The organism is Kitasatospora sp. NPDC057542, assembly GCF_042801945.1.
GTDB lineage: Bacteria > Actinomycetota > Actinomycetes > Streptomycetales > Streptomycetaceae > Kitasatospora.
In genome coordinates, this window is sequence record NZ_JBHVFE010000233.1 from 1 (window position 1) to 13,390 (window position 13,390).

17 protein-coding genes are annotated in these 13,390 nt (G+C 70.8%); 4 read left to right on the forward strand and 13 right to left on the reverse strand.

Annotation, left to right across the window (positions count from 1 at the left end):
• Positions 1 to 74: 74 nt before the first annotated feature.
• The 13 genes from ACFU7Y_RS26075 to ACFU7Y_RS26135 all read right to left on the reverse strand — a co-directional run bounded on the left by ACFU7Y_RS26075 (position 75) and on the right by ACFU7Y_RS26135 (position 8,812).
• Entirely contained in the window at positions 75 to 551 is a 477-nt protein-coding gene (locus ACFU7Y_RS26075) for an AlkA N-terminal domain-containing protein (RefSeq protein ID WP_380769822.1), read from the reverse strand.
• The gene (locus tag ACFU7Y_RS26080; protein ID WP_224285033.1) at positions 548 to 1,180 is read right to left on the reverse strand and encodes a DNA-3-methyladenine glycosylase I; all 633 of its coding nucleotides are present in this window, start codon (positions 1,178 to 1,180) and stop codon (positions 548 to 550) included. Before ACFU7Y_RS26080 ends, ACFU7Y_RS26075 begins: the two co-directional genes overlap by 4 nt.
• Before the next feature lie 54 nt (positions 1,181 to 1,234).
• Positions 1,235 to 1,747, reverse strand: coding sequence for a methylated-DNA--[protein]-cysteine S-methyltransferase (locus tag ACFU7Y_RS26085; RefSeq protein WP_224285032.1), 513 nt, complete (start codon positions 1,745 to 1,747; stop codon positions 1,235 to 1,237).
• 125 nt (positions 1,748 to 1,872) lie between these two features.
• Complete coding sequence (locus tag ACFU7Y_RS26090) at positions 1,873 to 2,253, reverse strand: alpha-ketoglutarate-dependent dioxygenase AlkB (protein ID WP_380769831.1); 381 nt, start codon at positions 2,251 to 2,253, stop codon at positions 1,873 to 1,875.
• Between the two features lie 83 nt (positions 2,254 to 2,336).
• The gene (locus ACFU7Y_RS26095; RefSeq protein ID WP_380769823.1) at positions 2,337 to 2,861 is read right to left on the reverse strand and encodes a hypothetical protein; all 525 of its coding nucleotides are present in this window, start codon (positions 2,859 to 2,861) and stop codon (positions 2,337 to 2,339) included.
• 221 nt (positions 2,862 to 3,082) lie between these two features.
• Complete coding sequence (locus ACFU7Y_RS26100; RefSeq protein ID WP_224276192.1) at positions 3,083 to 3,868, reverse strand: 2OG-Fe(II) oxygenase; 786 nt, start codon at positions 3,866 to 3,868, stop codon at positions 3,083 to 3,085.
• Complete coding sequence (locus ACFU7Y_RS26105) at positions 3,865 to 4,482, reverse strand: methylated-DNA--[protein]-cysteine S-methyltransferase (protein WP_224276190.1); 618 nt, start codon at positions 4,480 to 4,482, stop codon at positions 3,865 to 3,867. The genes ACFU7Y_RS26100 and ACFU7Y_RS26105 overlap by 4 nt, the downstream gene beginning before the upstream one ends.
• Complete coding sequence (locus ACFU7Y_RS26110; protein WP_263454569.1) at positions 4,479 to 4,970, reverse strand: sigma-70 family RNA polymerase sigma factor; 492 nt, start codon at positions 4,968 to 4,970, stop codon at positions 4,479 to 4,481. The genes ACFU7Y_RS26105 and ACFU7Y_RS26110 overlap by 4 nt, the downstream gene beginning before the upstream one ends.
• A gap of 367 nt (positions 4,971 to 5,337) precedes the next feature.
• Entirely contained in the window at positions 5,338 to 6,012 is a 675-nt protein-coding gene (locus ACFU7Y_RS26115; protein ID WP_380769824.1) for a hypothetical protein, read from the reverse strand.
• A 149-nt stretch (positions 6,013 to 6,161) separates the two neighbouring features.
• Positions 6,162 to 6,350, reverse strand: a complete 189-nt coding sequence (locus ACFU7Y_RS26120; RefSeq protein WP_224276184.1) for a hypothetical protein — start codon at positions 6,348 to 6,350, stop codon at positions 6,162 to 6,164.
• On the reverse strand, positions 6,347 to 6,700 hold the full coding sequence (locus ACFU7Y_RS26125) for a hypothetical protein (RefSeq protein WP_380769825.1): 354 nt from the start codon (positions 6,698 to 6,700) through the stop codon (positions 6,347 to 6,349). The genes ACFU7Y_RS26120 and ACFU7Y_RS26125 overlap by 4 nt, the downstream gene beginning before the upstream one ends.
• 106 nt (positions 6,701 to 6,806) lie before the next feature.
• Positions 6,807 to 7,502 (reverse strand): type 1 glutamine amidotransferase domain-containing protein, encoded by a 696-nt coding sequence (locus ACFU7Y_RS26130; protein WP_380769826.1) that lies wholly within the window; start codon positions 7,500 to 7,502, stop codon positions 6,807 to 6,809.
• Between the two features lie 446 nt (positions 7,503 to 7,948).
• Complete coding sequence (locus ACFU7Y_RS26135; RefSeq protein WP_380769828.1) at positions 7,949 to 8,812, reverse strand: SDR family oxidoreductase; 864 nt, start codon at positions 8,810 to 8,812, stop codon at positions 7,949 to 7,951.
• Positions 8,813 to 10,041: 1,229 nt separating this feature from the next.
• On the opposite strand from ACFU7Y_RS26135, the gene ACFU7Y_RS26140 reads away from it, so the two are divergent.
• The 4 genes from ACFU7Y_RS26140 (at position 10,042) to ACFU7Y_RS26155 (ending at position 13,348) form a co-directional block, all read left to right on the forward strand.
• Positions 10,042 to 11,037 carry a hypothetical protein gene (locus tag ACFU7Y_RS26140; protein WP_380769829.1) on the forward strand — a complete coding sequence of 332 codons (996 nt, stop codon included), beginning with the start codon at positions 10,042 to 10,044 and terminating at the stop codon, positions 11,035 to 11,037.
• Positions 10,962 to 12,389 carry a cytochrome P450 gene (locus ACFU7Y_RS26145; protein ID WP_224276175.1) on the forward strand — a complete coding sequence of 476 codons (1,428 nt, stop codon included), beginning with the start codon at positions 10,962 to 10,964 and terminating at the stop codon, positions 12,387 to 12,389. Before ACFU7Y_RS26140 ends, ACFU7Y_RS26145 begins: the two co-directional genes overlap by 76 nt.
• Before the next feature lie 114 nt (positions 12,390 to 12,503).
• A complete protein-coding gene (locus tag ACFU7Y_RS26150; RefSeq protein ID WP_380769830.1) occupies positions 12,504 to 12,809 on the forward strand; it encodes a GNAT family N-acetyltransferase in 306 nt (101 codons plus the stop codon).
• 383 nt (positions 12,810 to 13,192) lie between these two features.
• Positions 13,193 to 13,348: a hypothetical protein gene (locus ACFU7Y_RS26155; protein ID WP_224276171.1), complete on the forward strand. Its 156-nt coding sequence runs from the start codon at positions 13,193 to 13,195 to the stop codon at positions 13,346 to 13,348.
• Positions 13,349 to 13,390 lie beyond the last annotated feature (42 nt).

Below are 13,390 nucleotides of genomic sequence, written 5' to 3' on the forward strand. Positions count from 1 at the left end.
GCAGGTGGATCGGCGGGATAGAGGCCCGTCGAGCGAGTCTCAGCATCGCGATGGCCGGCCGCCCATGGACAAGATCACGATCTACAACTGCCGTAGTAGGCGGCGATCAGCCGTGAACCGAACAGCCGGGCGGCGGCCAGGGACACCTGCTGCCCGATGACGGTGAACAGCGCGGCTTCGTACGCGCTGTGGAACCGGGTGATCCGCACCCCCGGGCGTTCGGTCACCAGCGGGCCCAGGACGGGGTCTTCGGCGAACGCGGCGTCGATCGCGGCGATGTCGGCGTCGAGGTCGAACCATCTGCGTAACCGCTCGCGGTCCGTCTGGTCCAGAGTGCGGGAGCCGTCGCGGGTCCTCACGGTGACGCCTGTGGCGTGGAGGTGCAGTGTGACGGCGACGGGGTGGTTGTCGATGTCGGTCCAGCGTTGCAGGACGGCGTGTTCGGGGTCGATCGCGTGCAGTCCTTCGATGCGGTGGGCGGTGAGGGTGGCCAGGACTGTGTGGTGGTCGAACGGCCCCACCGGGCAGGGGCGCCGGGTGGTGGGGGTCATGCCGGCCAGATTCCGGAGGAGCCGCGGCGGTGGGAGTCCAGCAGGTGGGTGTCGATGATGCCGATGGCTTCCATCAGGGCGTGCATGGTGGTCGGGCCGACGAATGCGAACCCTTGCGCGCGAAGTGCTTTGGACAGGGCCCGCGATTCGGGGGAGGTGGTGGGGATCTCGGCGAACGTGCGCGGCCTGGGGGTGTCGAGCGGCTTGAACCGCCACACGAAGTCGGCCAGGCCGCCGTGTTCGCGCAGCCGGACGGTCGCCTGGGCGTTGGTCACGGCCGCGAGGATCTTCGCGCGGTTGCGGACGATGTCGGCGTCGGCCATGAGGCGTTCGACGTCGGTGTCGCCGTAGCGGGCGACCCGGTCGGGGTCGAAGTCGTCGAACGCGGCGCGGAACGCCGGTCGCTTGCGCAGGATCGTCGCCCACGACAGCCCGGCCTGGAAGGCTTCCAGGCTGATGCGTTCGTACAGGCCGCGTTCGTCGCGCACGGGCATGCCCCACTCGGTGTCGTAGTACTGGCGGAGCAGCGGATCGGTGCTGGCCCAGGCGGGGCGGGCAAGCCCGTCCTCGCCGACCACGGCCCCGGGGTCGGCGGGATGCTTGGGGACGGGGGCGGTGTCGCTGGCCATCGGGGAAGATTCCTCGCTGTTCTTCAAGAGGGCGGGTGAGTTGTGGGGTCGCGGCTAGAACAGCCGTCGGGCCCGGGACTCGGCCGGCTCCTCCAGGTCCAACAGGAGTTGCTTGCGCTCCAGCCCGCCGCCGAATCCGGTGAGCTTGCCGCCCGCGCCCACCACCCGGTGGCAGGGGATGACGATGCTCACCGGGTTGCGCCCCACGGCCTGGCCCACGGACTGAGCGAACCCCTTGCTGCCCAGCTCGACCGCGATGTCGCCGTAGGTGATCCGCACGCCGTACGGGATCTCGCGCAGCTGCGCCCAGACCTGTTCCTCGAATTCGTCACCGTTCGTCACCGCCGGAACGTCGAACACCTGCCGCTGTCCGGCGAAGTACTCGTCGAGTTCACTGCGGGCCTGCGCCAGGACCGGGTCGGCCGGGATGTCGGCGCGCCGGCCCCACGCCGTAGGCCGGGGCGTGTACCGGTAGCCCGGAAAGTACAGCCCGACCAGAGCGTCGTCGCCGGCGATGACCAGGAGCGGTCCCACCGGGCTGTCCACGTAGGCGTGTCGGACGTCCATGTCGATCTCCCGTCTGCACCTGCTGCCTGTCTGTGGTGAAGACGCGCGGGCGCCCTGAAACGTGAGACGCGATGACGAGATGGGCGGAAACTCCCCCGGGGGTGCGGCGCTCGGGGCAGTCGTACTCATCGGGGCGCGGGTTTGTCCGGAGGGGCGGCCGTGCCGGTCATGCGCAGGGTGATGCTGACGCGGCCGGCAGCCAGGTCGCAGCCGGCCGGGGTGGTGTCGGGGTGGATGCGAGGCACGCCGTGGTAGGCCAGACGGGACTGGCCGCCGAAGACGAACAGGTCGCCGGAGAGCAGGAGCAGGTCGGTGTAGGGCTTGGTGCGGGTGGCGGTGTTGCCGAAGGGGAAGGTGCAGGCGTCGCCGATCGACAGCGACGCCACCGGCGCCCGGCTGAGTTCGTTGTGGTCCTGGTGCATGTCCAGGTGGGCGCCGGTGGCGTAGATGTTCACCAGCGCCGCGTCGGGGGTGTACTGGCCGTCGAGCCACGCCTGCTGGGCCAGGGTGAGTCAGCCGGGCAGCAGGTGTGCCCCGGGGGCGGGGCTGACCGCCTCGCACGGCATCTCCGGCAGGTCGAACAGCGCCGTCATCGTGGTGCTCCGGGGCCGGTGACCGTGAGGCCGCCGCCGTCTGTGACGGTCCAGGTGGCGCCGTTCGCGCAGGCTCCGGTCAGGCCGGACAGCTGCCGGGCGCCGACCAGGGCCAGTGTGGCGGGGCTGCCGATGGCGGCGGTGGCCAGGGTGCGGTCGGGCCGCCAGGACGTGGACCACAGCAGCCGCCGGGCCACCTGGGCCCAGCCGGTCTCCGGGCCGGTCATCACCCACACGTCGGCCGGCGCGTCGGCGAAGTGGCGGGCCTGGCGCAGCCAGGAGGCTGCGGTCTCCGGCCAGGTGGTCGTGGCGGCCACGACGCCGCCGGCGGCCTGCCAGGCCCGGGTGATCGCGTCGGCGGCGGCCAGTGCGGCCGGGGTCCGGCCGGAGCCGACGGCGATGCTCCGCGCGCCGCGCGCCTGGGCCAGCTGGACCAGCACGGCGACTTCGGTGTCGGTGACCGCCAGGTCGGGGCCCGGCGGCGGGGGATCGGCCAGCAGGGGGCTGGTCAGGGGGTCCATGGGATGCCTTCCTCGTCAACGCCCTTCCACTGCCTGCAAGGGGTCCGGGCGGCACACCGCGCCCGGCCGGTATCCGGCCGCCGCGGCACCGGCCCCGGCGGCGGCCCTCAGCACCGGCGGGCCGCAGCTCTTCCCCAGGGCCCGGCCGCCCCTGGGAGCCGGGCGGCAGGAGCGGCCGTACGGGCCGGTGAACGCGGACAGGCCGGCGGCCGCCGGGGACGCTAGGCGGCGTCGTGGAAGACCAGGGCCAGGGTGTGCCGGCGCCCTGAGCGGATCGCCGAGACGCCGTGCCGGACCGGCGCGGCGGACCAGCCGCGCGCGGAACGCACGGGCCGGTCGCGGGTGGTGAACACGTAGCCGTGGCCCTGCGGGAGCAGGGTGGCGGTGCCGCGGGACTGGGCGCGGGGGCGCTGCTCGACCAGCAGGAACTCCCCGCCCGTGTGGTCGGTGCCGGGCCGGTCCAGGTTGATCACGACCTGGAGCGGGAACACCAGGTCGCCGTACAGGTCACGGTGCAACGCGTTCCAGTCCCCGGCGCCGTAACGCAGCAGGATCGCGGTGGACTTGGACTGCCCGGCCGCGTGGCACATCTGCAGCCACTCGTCCAGGGTGTCCGGCCACGGCGCGGTCCGGCCGAGCCGTTCCCACCAGGTGCGGGCGATGGGCAGCAGCCGCGGGTACAGGGCCTGCTTGAGCTGTTCGACCGGCTCGGGGTAGGGGGCGTGGAAGTACTTGTACTCGCCGGACCCGAACCGGTGGCGGGCCATGTCGACGGTGGAGCGGAACAGCTCGGGCCGCTCGTACAGGTCCCGGAGCCGGGCGGCCTCGTCGGGGGTGAGCAGCTGGGGCAGCAGCGCGCCTCCGAACGCGTCGAGTTCGGCGGCCACCGCGTCCCAGTCGGCGGCCTCGGCCCGGCCGGCCCACGGCCCGGCTCCGGCGGGGACATCCGCGCCGGGAGCCGTCTTCCTCGTCGTCGTCCTGGTCTTGGTGACGGTGGTGGCGGTCATGCCGCGGCCTCCAGTTCCAGCAGGGCGGTCTTGGCCTCCAGGCCGCCGATGTAGCCGCCGAGGGTGCCGTCGGAGCGCAGCACCCGGTGGCAGGGGACGACCACCGGCAGCGGGTTGGTGGCGCAGGCCGTGCCGACCGCCCGAACGGCCTTGGGGCTGCCGACCAGTTCGGCGACCTGGCGGTAGCTGCGGGTCTGGCCGTAGCCGATCTCCGGCAGGTGTTGCTGGACCAGCTGCCGGAAGCCCTTGGACAGGGACAGATCCAGCGGCAGGTCGAACGCCTGGCGGCGGTGGTCGAAGTACTCGTCGATCTCCCGGGCGGCGGTGTCCAGTCGGCCGGGGGCGCGCAGGATGCGCGGGCTGACCTTGTCGGCCAGGGTCTGCAGGACCTGGTCGTGGTTCTCGACCGCGTAGGCGACGCGGATCAGGCCCCGGTCGGTGGCGGCCAGCAGCAGAGGGCCGACCGGGGAGTCGACGACGGTGTAGGCGATGTCGACCAGGGCGGCGGCCTGGGCCTCGGCCTCCAGCCGGCGGTGCAGCCGGGCCAGGGTCCCGGCGTCGACGGGAGCCGACAGCATGCTCAGGACGTCATCGTGGGATCGGGTGCCGCTCATGTAGATGCTCCTCTCGAGGTCGCGCCCGGATAGTGTTTTCGTAGATTCTTCAGACCGTCCGCCGCCGCCCGGCGTGCCGCCACGGTGTTCCCGCCCAGGACCGCCGCGATCTCGTCGTACGACATCCCGGCCAGGTAGCGGAACGTGACCGCCTGCCGCTGCTTGCCCGGAAGGCGCCCCACCATCTCCCACAGCTCCCCGTCCTCGGCGCCCGGAACGCCCAACGAGCTGGGCGCCTCCGGCAATTCCTCGGCCGGCAGCGGCTGGCGTCCGGCGGCGCGCAGCACGTCGATCGCCTTGTGCCGGGCGATCGTCACCAGCCACGCCTCCACGTTCGCCGTCTCCGGCAGCCCCGGCCAAGCCCGCATCGCCGCCAGGAACGTCTCCGACCAGGCGTCGTCGGCGTCGTGTGTCCCCAGCAGCGCCCGGCACACCCGCAGCACGGTCGCGCCGTGCTGCTCGACCGCCTTCTCGAATGGTTCCCTCATCCTCGCCCTGCCGTAGACCTTGAATCCGAACCGATGTGTTCGAGCTCCCGAAACAGCCGGCCGGTCGCGGCCGGCACTGCCCTCCTCCAAGTCCGGCGGCCTCCGCTCGGTCTTCGGGTCGTCGCCGTGCCCGGCCGCCTTCTCCACCTGCTGTCTCACCTGGAAGACGGTGCGGGTGCCGTGAATGTGAGATCCGAATTTCACCCGCCGGGACCGTGGACCCTGGCCTACCGCCGCCGAGGACGAGCGCGCAGGCAGACTCGCACGGCGGCGGCCCGGGCAGAACCCGCGCCTCCCGGCGGGACCCGGCAGCAACCGACCCGGTGGGAACGTGCCCGGCGCGGGCCTCAGCCGCAGCCGCTCCCGTTCATCCGGCGGACGGGTGCAGGACGGGCGCGTACCCGGCGGCCAGCACCTGCACTGTCACCGCGGGGGTGAGCACCTCCACCCGAAGGTCCGGGGCGACCGCCCGCGCCGCGTCGTACCCGGCCATCGACCAGGGCCGCCAGCGCCCCAGCCGCATCAGCCCGGCCTCGCCGTCCAGGCGGATGAACGCGCCGTCCGGCAGGTCGCCGGCCGCCGCCCGGAAGGTGCGCTGGCGCCCGTCGGGCGTTCGCCGGTCCGCCTGCAGCCTGCCGTCCATCTCCGGCGCGCCGGGAAGGCCGCCTCCCAGGGCGTCGGCCCAGCTGCGCTGGAACCGCCGGTAGTCCGGGACGCGGCACAGCCCGCACGGCCGGTGGCCGGCGGCAAGGGCCGTGGCCTCGTCGAGAAAGTACAGCTCCGTCAGCCGGCCCGGCTGCCACTGAACCCGCCACCAGTCCTTGAACTCCAGCACGCAGCAGACCCAGGCCCGCGTCGACGGCTTGCGTGTCGGCTGGCCGCCGGCGCCGAGCAGCGCGCCCCGGTTCCCCCAGAACAGCCCCCGCCCCGGGTCGGCCACGAGCTCGCCGTCCGGCCGCACCCGATTGCGCCGGCCCGTACGGACACGTCCGCCCGCCCCCGGCTGGTTCCCCCGCCCGGTCAAGCCTTCGTCCACCGGCATGATGCGCTCCTCGCCCTGTCGGATGATCGGCGGGCGGGGTTGACCGCCGACATGGTGAAGACGCCGGCTCACTGTCAGGCGTGAGACCGGAGTCCAGGCGCCAATCGGATCACGATGCGCCCTGGATGTTCCTCAAGCTCCGAGGTGCGTCAGCGCGGCAGCTTGGTGGTGCGCTCCGGGTAGGCGGCGGTGACGTAGCGCATGGCGGTCGCTTCGGTGATACCGAAGAGCCTCACGAGCCTGAGCGGGTCCCCGGTGGCGAAGGCTTCGTCGAGGATGCGGTCCTGGCGGAGCCTGTCGAGGGTCGGCCCGTTGGGCAGGACCCCCTGCATGGTCATCCGGTGCACGGCCGGGTGGTCCGGATCGAGGGCGGTCTTCTGGGTAACCAGCAGGTGGGGATTGCGCTGGTGGGCCAGCGCTGGTGGCGGTAGGCCAGCCGGTCGGCGGCAAGACGGTGGGTGAGCTCCTCCAGGTAGAGGGTGTGCCGCCGCAGCCCGCGGCGCAGGTCAAGGGTTCCGCGGGCGAGATCCAGGTCGGCGGCGAGCGCGGTGCGGATCTCGGCGGCGGGGACCGCGTGGACGGCGGCCGGGGCGATGGCGAGCCGTGCGAATGCGGTCGCGCCCTGGTCGAGCAAGCCGGCCGGCAGGTCGGCGGGGACCGGCCGCGGGATTCCTGTCAGATCCCCCACAGGCAGGCTGTGGGCCAGATCGCGGAAGACCAGCCTCTCGCGCTTGAGCGCCAGGGCCAGGTGGCGGCGATCCGCAGGTATGTGCGGCGCGCTCCGCGCGTGATCCCTACGAGAGGCTTTTGAGCATGATCGTAGCCAGGGGGCCAGAGGACGCCGGATTCTGTCCGGTGTACAGGTTGCGGTCAACCACCGTGTATGACTCCCACATCGGGCCGCGCGAGTAGTCTGTGGAAAGGTTTCTGACCTCGTCCTCCATGAGCCACTTGGCCTTGTCGGCGAAGCCGACGCCCGCCTCCTCGTCGTTCGTGAAGCCGGTGACGCGGTAGTCGGAAAACGGCGTGTTACCTTTCTCGTCCCGGGTGGCGAGCAGTGCCGCCGGGGCATGGCAGACGAGGCCGAGCGGTTTGCCGGACGCGAGGGCCCTCCTCAGTAGCAGCCCGGAATCAGCATCGCACCAGAGGTCCTCCATGGGGCCGTGGCCTCCCGGGTAGTAGACCGCGTTGTAGTCATGGAGGTCCACGTCCTTGATCGGGATGGCGTGGCGAAGCTGCTCAGCCTCCTCGATGATGCCTTCCTGCTTCACGGATGCATCTTCTCCCCCTGTGAAGCGGGGTCGCAGGCTCATGGTGTCGCAGACGGGTACGACACCACCCGGGGTGGCGATGGTGACCTCGTGGCGGGCCCCGGTGAACACGCTGTACGGACTTGTGAACTCCTCAGCCCAGTAGCCGGTCGGGTGCCGGTGACCGTCCCTGAGCGTCCAGTAGCTTGCTCCGGTCATCACGAAAAGGATCTTGGCCATGAGAGAGCGCCTCTGAAGGTTGGAGGAATCTGATACCAGCGAAAGCGGTTCAGGTCGCAATCCGGCGGGACTCGGTTGCGGAGTCGGTTAAGAGCAGGCGGGACCGGTGATGATACGGCGGAAGGCATGGTCTTCCATCGGGATCACGAGGCGTCGAGAACTCCATGACATCGCAGACCGTGACCGATCAGACGATCCGTCACTTTGTCTCGACCTCCTACGCGGAGGCCATGTGCACAGCAGTCGGGAAACTGACGTTGCTGGACTTCCCCAGGTTGACGTCATCGTTCGGGGCAACCGGCTGCCGGGTCCCGAGCGTGCCGCCAAGCAAATGCGACGACCATCCTCGGGTACGAACGCCCTTACAGCAGCGGAGAATGGGCGGTGCGCGACCGCCGACGCAAACCAGGAGTCTCTTCTGCTCGCGATCACCTGAGGAGTGGGGGTCACTTGGCGACAGGAGTCTCCGGCTTCATTTCGTAGGAATGCTGGATGGACGGGTGCCGGGTCCCAAGGCCGTCCGTGATCTTGCGCTCCCACGGAACCTCCTGAAGATGCCTGGTTTCTTCAAGCATCAACTTGGGCTCCAAATTTCGGTAACTGTCGACCTCGCCGGCAGCGACGGCCGTCAAGGTCGCATAGACCGCTTCAGGGTCGAACTGCGCGCGGGGGAAGGAGAGCTTGGAGTAGTCGAAGAGCCGCTGGGACGGGTCATCCTCCCAGCTCTCCCAGGTCTGGAACATGCGGTCGTTGAACCCGGTCAGGAAGGGCCCGGGGTTGACCGTGGCGACTTCGATGTTGTGCTCCTGCAGCTCGTAGGCCATCGTCTCGGCGATGGCCTCGACTGCGTGCTTGGAGGCGGAGTAGATGCCAGTGAACGGGTTGACGTTCAGGCCCTCCCGCGAAGAAACCCAGACGATGCGGCCTGCCCCACGCTTGATCATCTGCTTGGCGATCCCCTGCGTAAGGACCAGGGGCCCCGTGACGTTGACCTCGAACTGGTGCCGAATGTTCGACTCGGGAATGTCAACTGTGGAGCCGCCTTCGCCGACACCGGCATTGTTTACGAGGATTTCCACACCCCAGCTGAGGGCCTTTCGACGGTCACCGTCGTTCGTGACGTCGAGCTTTTCGACCTGAAGCTTGACTCCGCGCTCGACTGCCTGCCACTTCAATGTCTGCACCTGGGCGTAGATCTCCACCCCGGCGATCACGTCGAAGCCCTTCTCGGCCAGGCGCATGGCGGCTTCGAACCCGAAGCCGGTGCCCGCTCCCGTGATAAGGACCTTCCTGAGTTCCGCATTCGCCATACCGAGCGCTTCCTTTCATGCTGTTGGTCGCGCAGCCGTCGGCGTTCTGACCCGTTCACCGACGGCAGGCCGAGGCGCGCTACGCGCTGGCTGACATGCGCGAGGACGCTCCTCTCGGGGTGACGGCGAAGCATTCCGGCCCGGGAGCGTTGCACGATTATGATCGACGCATTCCACTGGGGCCGGCAATCCAAGTGGGCCAATCGGGTATTACTGAACTTGAATTCGTGATGTCGGTGGCGGCTGGGGTCAGTCGTTCATGTTCAGACCGGTCCGGGTGAGGCAGCCGTCGATCGGGTGCGGGCACCGCGAGCTCAGGCAGTCCCTGGACCTGACACCTCCGAGGCAGATGGTGGGGCGGCGAGGAGGTCCTCCAGCCGGCGGTTCGTGGCGGCGTCGCGGCCGTTGTCCGAGGCTGGCCGCGGGGCGGTTTCGCCGCCGTCGCGGCCAGCCGCGGCGGGGAGCACGGCCGCGAACGCGGAACGAATCGGATCCGCGTCGACATCCGCCACTGACCGGAACACTGTCCCCGGACCTCGGCCGGCACTGGCGCGAGCGCCGGCACAGCCCGCACCGCCCACGCCGCCGCGCGTCAGGCCGTACCGACACGACCACACACTGTTCCGATTCGTCCCAGCGGGCACCCTCGACCACGGTGTTTTCGACCATCAGGGTGCGCTTCCATACGCTGAAGGCAGGCACAGGAGCCCCAAAGGCCGCCTTCTCGCCGTCTGCCACCGACGCCGTCGTCACCCGCACGCCCATCCGACTGCCCCCCGCCGCCGAGGTCCCGCACGCGCGCAACCAGATTGGCGCGGTGCCGCGTCGACGCCTTGGATCATCTGACTGCCGCGCCCTGGCGGGTCGTTCGGCCGGCTGTTCAGGCTGGTCCGGCATCGCCGCTCTCCCGCAAGCAAGCCTCGTCGCCCGCGCCCACCGGGGAGTGCGCAAGGCACTGCGATGGCGATCCATCAGAAGACGGCCCCACTGGGAAGCCCATGGCCCGCGCCGCACAGCGAACTGCCCGGAGATCCGGGCGGCGCGAGGCGAAGCGTTGCGAGGCGGCCGGCGGTGCGCCGGGAGGCAACTACGGATGCGCGCGCAGTCCACAGCCCTGCCCCGAACCGAACTAGTTTCGGCCTCCCCGCAGGCCGGGCGGCCCCACGCGGTCATCCCGGGGGCACGGAAAGCCGGCCGCGACCCCAACCAGAGGAAGGGCCGACAGAACAATGACCGATCTCCGCGACGGGCAACCACGCAACCTCTCGGACGGCTTATGGTGCCCCTTCCCCTCCCTGACGAACTCCCACGCCGAGCAGGCCGACCGGCAGAGCCTGGACTGGCTGGCGCGCCACCGGCTGCTGGACGGACAGCTGCGGCAGTCGGACCGGATCGGGCGCCAGCGCAGCGGTCACCTGGCCGCGCGGACCAACCCCGAGGTCTCCGCCGAGATGCTGCGCCTGCTGTCCGACTGGTACGTGTGGCTCTTCGCCTTCGACGACGGGTACTGCGAGGACCGTGAACGCGGCTCCCGCCCCGGGCCGTTGGCCCGCACGACCGCTCTGCTCGCCCGGGTGATCGACCCCGAGCCGCCCAGCGGCGAGGTGTCCGGACCGGTCGGCGCCTATGCGCCGGCCCTGCGGGAGATCCGGGACCGGGTCGCCGCGCAGGCCTCGCCGTCACAGCTGTTCCGCTGGGAGTGCACGGTCCGCGACTACCTCTCCGCCCAGGTGTGGGAGGCCGCCAACCGCGAGGCGGGCACGGTCCCGGGCCTGTCCGAATACGTGGCGATGCGCAGGCACGCCGGGGCGACGTACACCTGCCTCGCCCTGGTCGACGTCGCGGCCGGCTACGAAGTCCCGGCCGCGGAGGCGGACGGCCCGTCGCTGCGCAGGCTCAGGGACCTCACGGCGAACCTGGTGAGCTGGGACAACGACCTGTACTCCCACGCCAAGGAGACCGCGGGCGGCCAGGGCCACCACAACCTGGTCGAGGTCCTGGCCCGCCACCACCGCTGCTCGCCGGCCGAGGCCCGGCAGTCGGCCGTCGCCCTGCGTGACGCCGAGATGCGCGCGTTCGTCGAGCTGAGCCGGACCATCCACGCGGGCGGCAGTAACGCGGCCTCCGCGTACGCCCGGAGCCTCGGGCTGTGGCTGCGCGGGCACATCGACTGGTCCCGCAGCAGCTCCCGGTTCGACGTGCCGACACCTCCGGCGAGGCACTGATGCGCCAGGACGCCCCCCAGGCCGACGCCGCGCCGCGTGCGCCGGGCCGCCTGCCCCTGCTCGGACACCTGCTCCCGCTGCTGACCCGCCCCGTGCCCTTCCTGCAGTCACTGGCCGACCATGGGCCGGTGGTGCGGATCCACCTGTGGCGCAGGCCGGTTCACGTGCTCACCGATCCCGAACTCGTCCACCGGCTGCTCGTCAAGGACGCCGCGAAGACCGAGAAGGGCTTCGTCTTCGACAAGGCCCGCGGCGTGCTGGGCAACGGTCTGTTCGTCTCCGAGGGCGCGTTCCACCTCCGCCAGCGGCGGCTGGTCCAGCCGGCCTTCCACCGCGACAGCATCCGCCGGTACGCCACGTCGACCGCGCGACTGGCAGCGGCGGCGGTGTCCCGCTGGGAGCCCGGACGGGCCGCACCGATCGAGCCACGCATGCACGAACTCGCCCGGGACATCGTGGCCGAGGCGCTGTTCGCCACCCACTTGAACCTCGCCCAGAAAGCCCGGATCGACCGGGCCGTGCCCGTGGTCCTCACCGGATTCGTCCAACGGGCGCTCTACCCCTCACCGCTGCTGGAGAAGCTGCCCGTGCCGGCCAACCGGCGCTTCGACACAGCGGTCCGGGACCTGCGCGCCGTCGTGGACGAGATCGTCACACAGGCCACCGGCCAACACCAGGGCCCGGACGACACGCTGCTCTCCCTGCTGCTGACCACCCGAGACGAGCAGACCGGCCTCGCCATGGCACCGGCCCAGGTACGGGACGAAGCGGTCTCGCTGCTCCTGGCCGGCACCGAGACGACCGCCACCACCCTCGCCTGGCTCTTCCACGAACTCGCCCAGCACCAGGACCTGCAGGACGAGCTGAGCGAGGAGGTGCGCGCCGTCGCTGCCAACGGCGCCGTGTCCCCGGACGACCTGCCGCACCTGGAACGCACGGGGCACGCGATCACCGAGACCCTCCGGCTCCACACCCCCAACTGGATCCTGATGCGCCGGACGGTGGCGCCGCTCCACTACGGCGGCATCCTCCTGCCTCCGCGGGCGGAGGTCCTCTTCAGCCCGACCGCACTGCACCGCTCCCCCCAGCTCCACCCCGACCCCTTGCGATTCGACCCCGACCGCTGGCGCCGTCCTGCGGATCGCACCCCAGCCAGGCTGTTCATCCCCTTCGGCGCCGGCCATCACAAGTGCGTCGGCGAGTCCTTCGCCTGGACCGAGATGCTCGTCATCGCCGCAGCCGTCCTCGCCCGCCTGCGGCTCAGGCCGGCCACGGCCACCCCGGTCAGGGAGAACGCCACCGCCGCCACCGTCCGCCCGCGCGGCCCCCTGCTCATCGCCGAACCGCGATGAGCAGGGGGCATGCCGAAGCCGTCGCTGCGCAACTAGCCACCCGAGAAAATGTTGAGCATTGAACCATAATTCGAGGGTACGACCCCGCGATCGGCCATACCCGAGGAGGAAATCATGGAACAGTCCGTCACCGACAACACCGCGAAGTCCCGGTTCGAGATCCACGACGACGGCGAACTCGCCGGCTTCGCCGAGTACCACCGCTCCGGCAACGAGATCGCCTTCATCCACACCGGAATCGACCCCCGTTTTGAGGGCCGCGGACTCGGCAGCCGGCTGGCCCGCACCGCCCTGGACGCGGCCCGCGAGCACCAGCTCGCCGTCCTGCCCTACTGCCCCTTCATCCGCGACTGGATGATCAAGCACCCCGAGTACACCGACCTGATTCCCATCACCCACCGCACCCGCTTCAGCCTCTGATCCAACGGGCCGACGGCCCGGCGGCGCGCAGCCACCGCCCCCTGGTCCTCCCTGGCCTCCCAGCACCTATACCCCGCCAGCGCCTTGGAGATCGGCCAGGAGCCCGCCGAGCCACCTCACGTCGTGCTCGCGCCCGACCAGCGTTTCGCCCATCCATTCCCCGCGAAGCCGACGCCTCCGAGTATCCGGTCAACTCACCTCCCGCCTCGGGCCGATCGACCGATAGATCGTCAGTTCAGTTTCTCTTCTGGGACATTTCCCGTGCACGGACGCACAACTGTCCCGGCTCCCGCTGCCGTAGCGTCACGGCCAGTTCGGACCTCCGGCGCGACCCGCATCCGGCGGCAGGCCGGCGGTCCACTTTCCCCGAGAGGAGAACTGCGTTGTCGCAGAACATGCTTGCCGAGGACACCTTCGCCGTGATCGAGGCGGCGGAGCGCCTGCTGGAGGGCGAGCAGCCCACCGACCCGAGCACGCCGTCATCCTGCGCGGACCAGCGGACCGTTACCGTGATAGAGGGGTTCTACACCTACTGCTGATCGGCGTCCCTGCCCGCACTCGCCCGGCGCGTCCCCCGGGCG

Coding starts and splice junctions, on each gene's coding strand:
- ACFU7Y_RS26130 (WP_380769826.1), bottom strand. CDS start 7,502: ATGGCCAAGATCCTTTTCGTGATGACCGGAGCAAGCTACTGGACGCTC.
- ACFU7Y_RS26085 (WP_224285032.1), bottom strand. CDS start 1,747: ATGGACGTCCGACACGCCTACGTGGACAGCCCGGTGGGACCGCTCCTG.
- ACFU7Y_RS26075 (WP_380769822.1), bottom strand. CDS start 551: ATGACCCCCACCACCCGGCGCCCCTGCCCGGTGGGGCCGTTCGACCAC.
- ACFU7Y_RS26135 (WP_380769828.1), bottom strand. CDS start 8,812: ATGGCGAATGCGGAACTCAGGAAGGTCCTTATCACGGGAGCGGGCACC.
- ACFU7Y_RS26100 (WP_224276192.1), bottom strand. CDS start 3,868: ATGACCGCCACCACCGTCACCAAGACCAGGACGACGACGAGGAAGACG.
- ACFU7Y_RS26095 (WP_380769823.1), bottom strand. CDS start 2,861: ATGGACCCCCTGACCAGCCCCCTGCTGGCCGATCCCCCGCCGCCGGGC.
- ACFU7Y_RS26105 (WP_224276190.1), bottom strand. CDS start 4,482: ATGAGCGGCACCCGATCCCACGATGACGTCCTGAGCATGCTGTCGGCT.
- ACFU7Y_RS26140 (WP_380769829.1), top strand. CDS start 10,042: ATGACCGATCTCCGCGACGGGCAACCACGCAACCTCTCGGACGGCTTA.
- ACFU7Y_RS26115 (WP_380769824.1), bottom strand. CDS start 6,012: ATGCCGGTGGACGAAGGCTTGACCGGGCGGGGGAACCAGCCGGGGGCG.
- ACFU7Y_RS26150 (WP_380769830.1), top strand. CDS start 12,504: ATGGAACAGTCCGTCACCGACAACACCGCGAAGTCCCGGTTCGAGATC.
- ACFU7Y_RS26120 (WP_224276184.1), bottom strand. CDS start 6,350: ATGACCATGCAGGGGGTCCTGCCCAACGGGCCGACCCTCGACAGGCTC.
- ACFU7Y_RS26110 (WP_263454569.1), bottom strand. CDS start 4,970: ATGAGGGAACCATTCGAGAAGGCGGTCGAGCAGCACGGCGCGACCGTG.
- ACFU7Y_RS26080 (WP_224285033.1), bottom strand. CDS start 1,180: ATGGCCAGCGACACCGCCCCCGTCCCCAAGCATCCCGCCGACCCCGGG.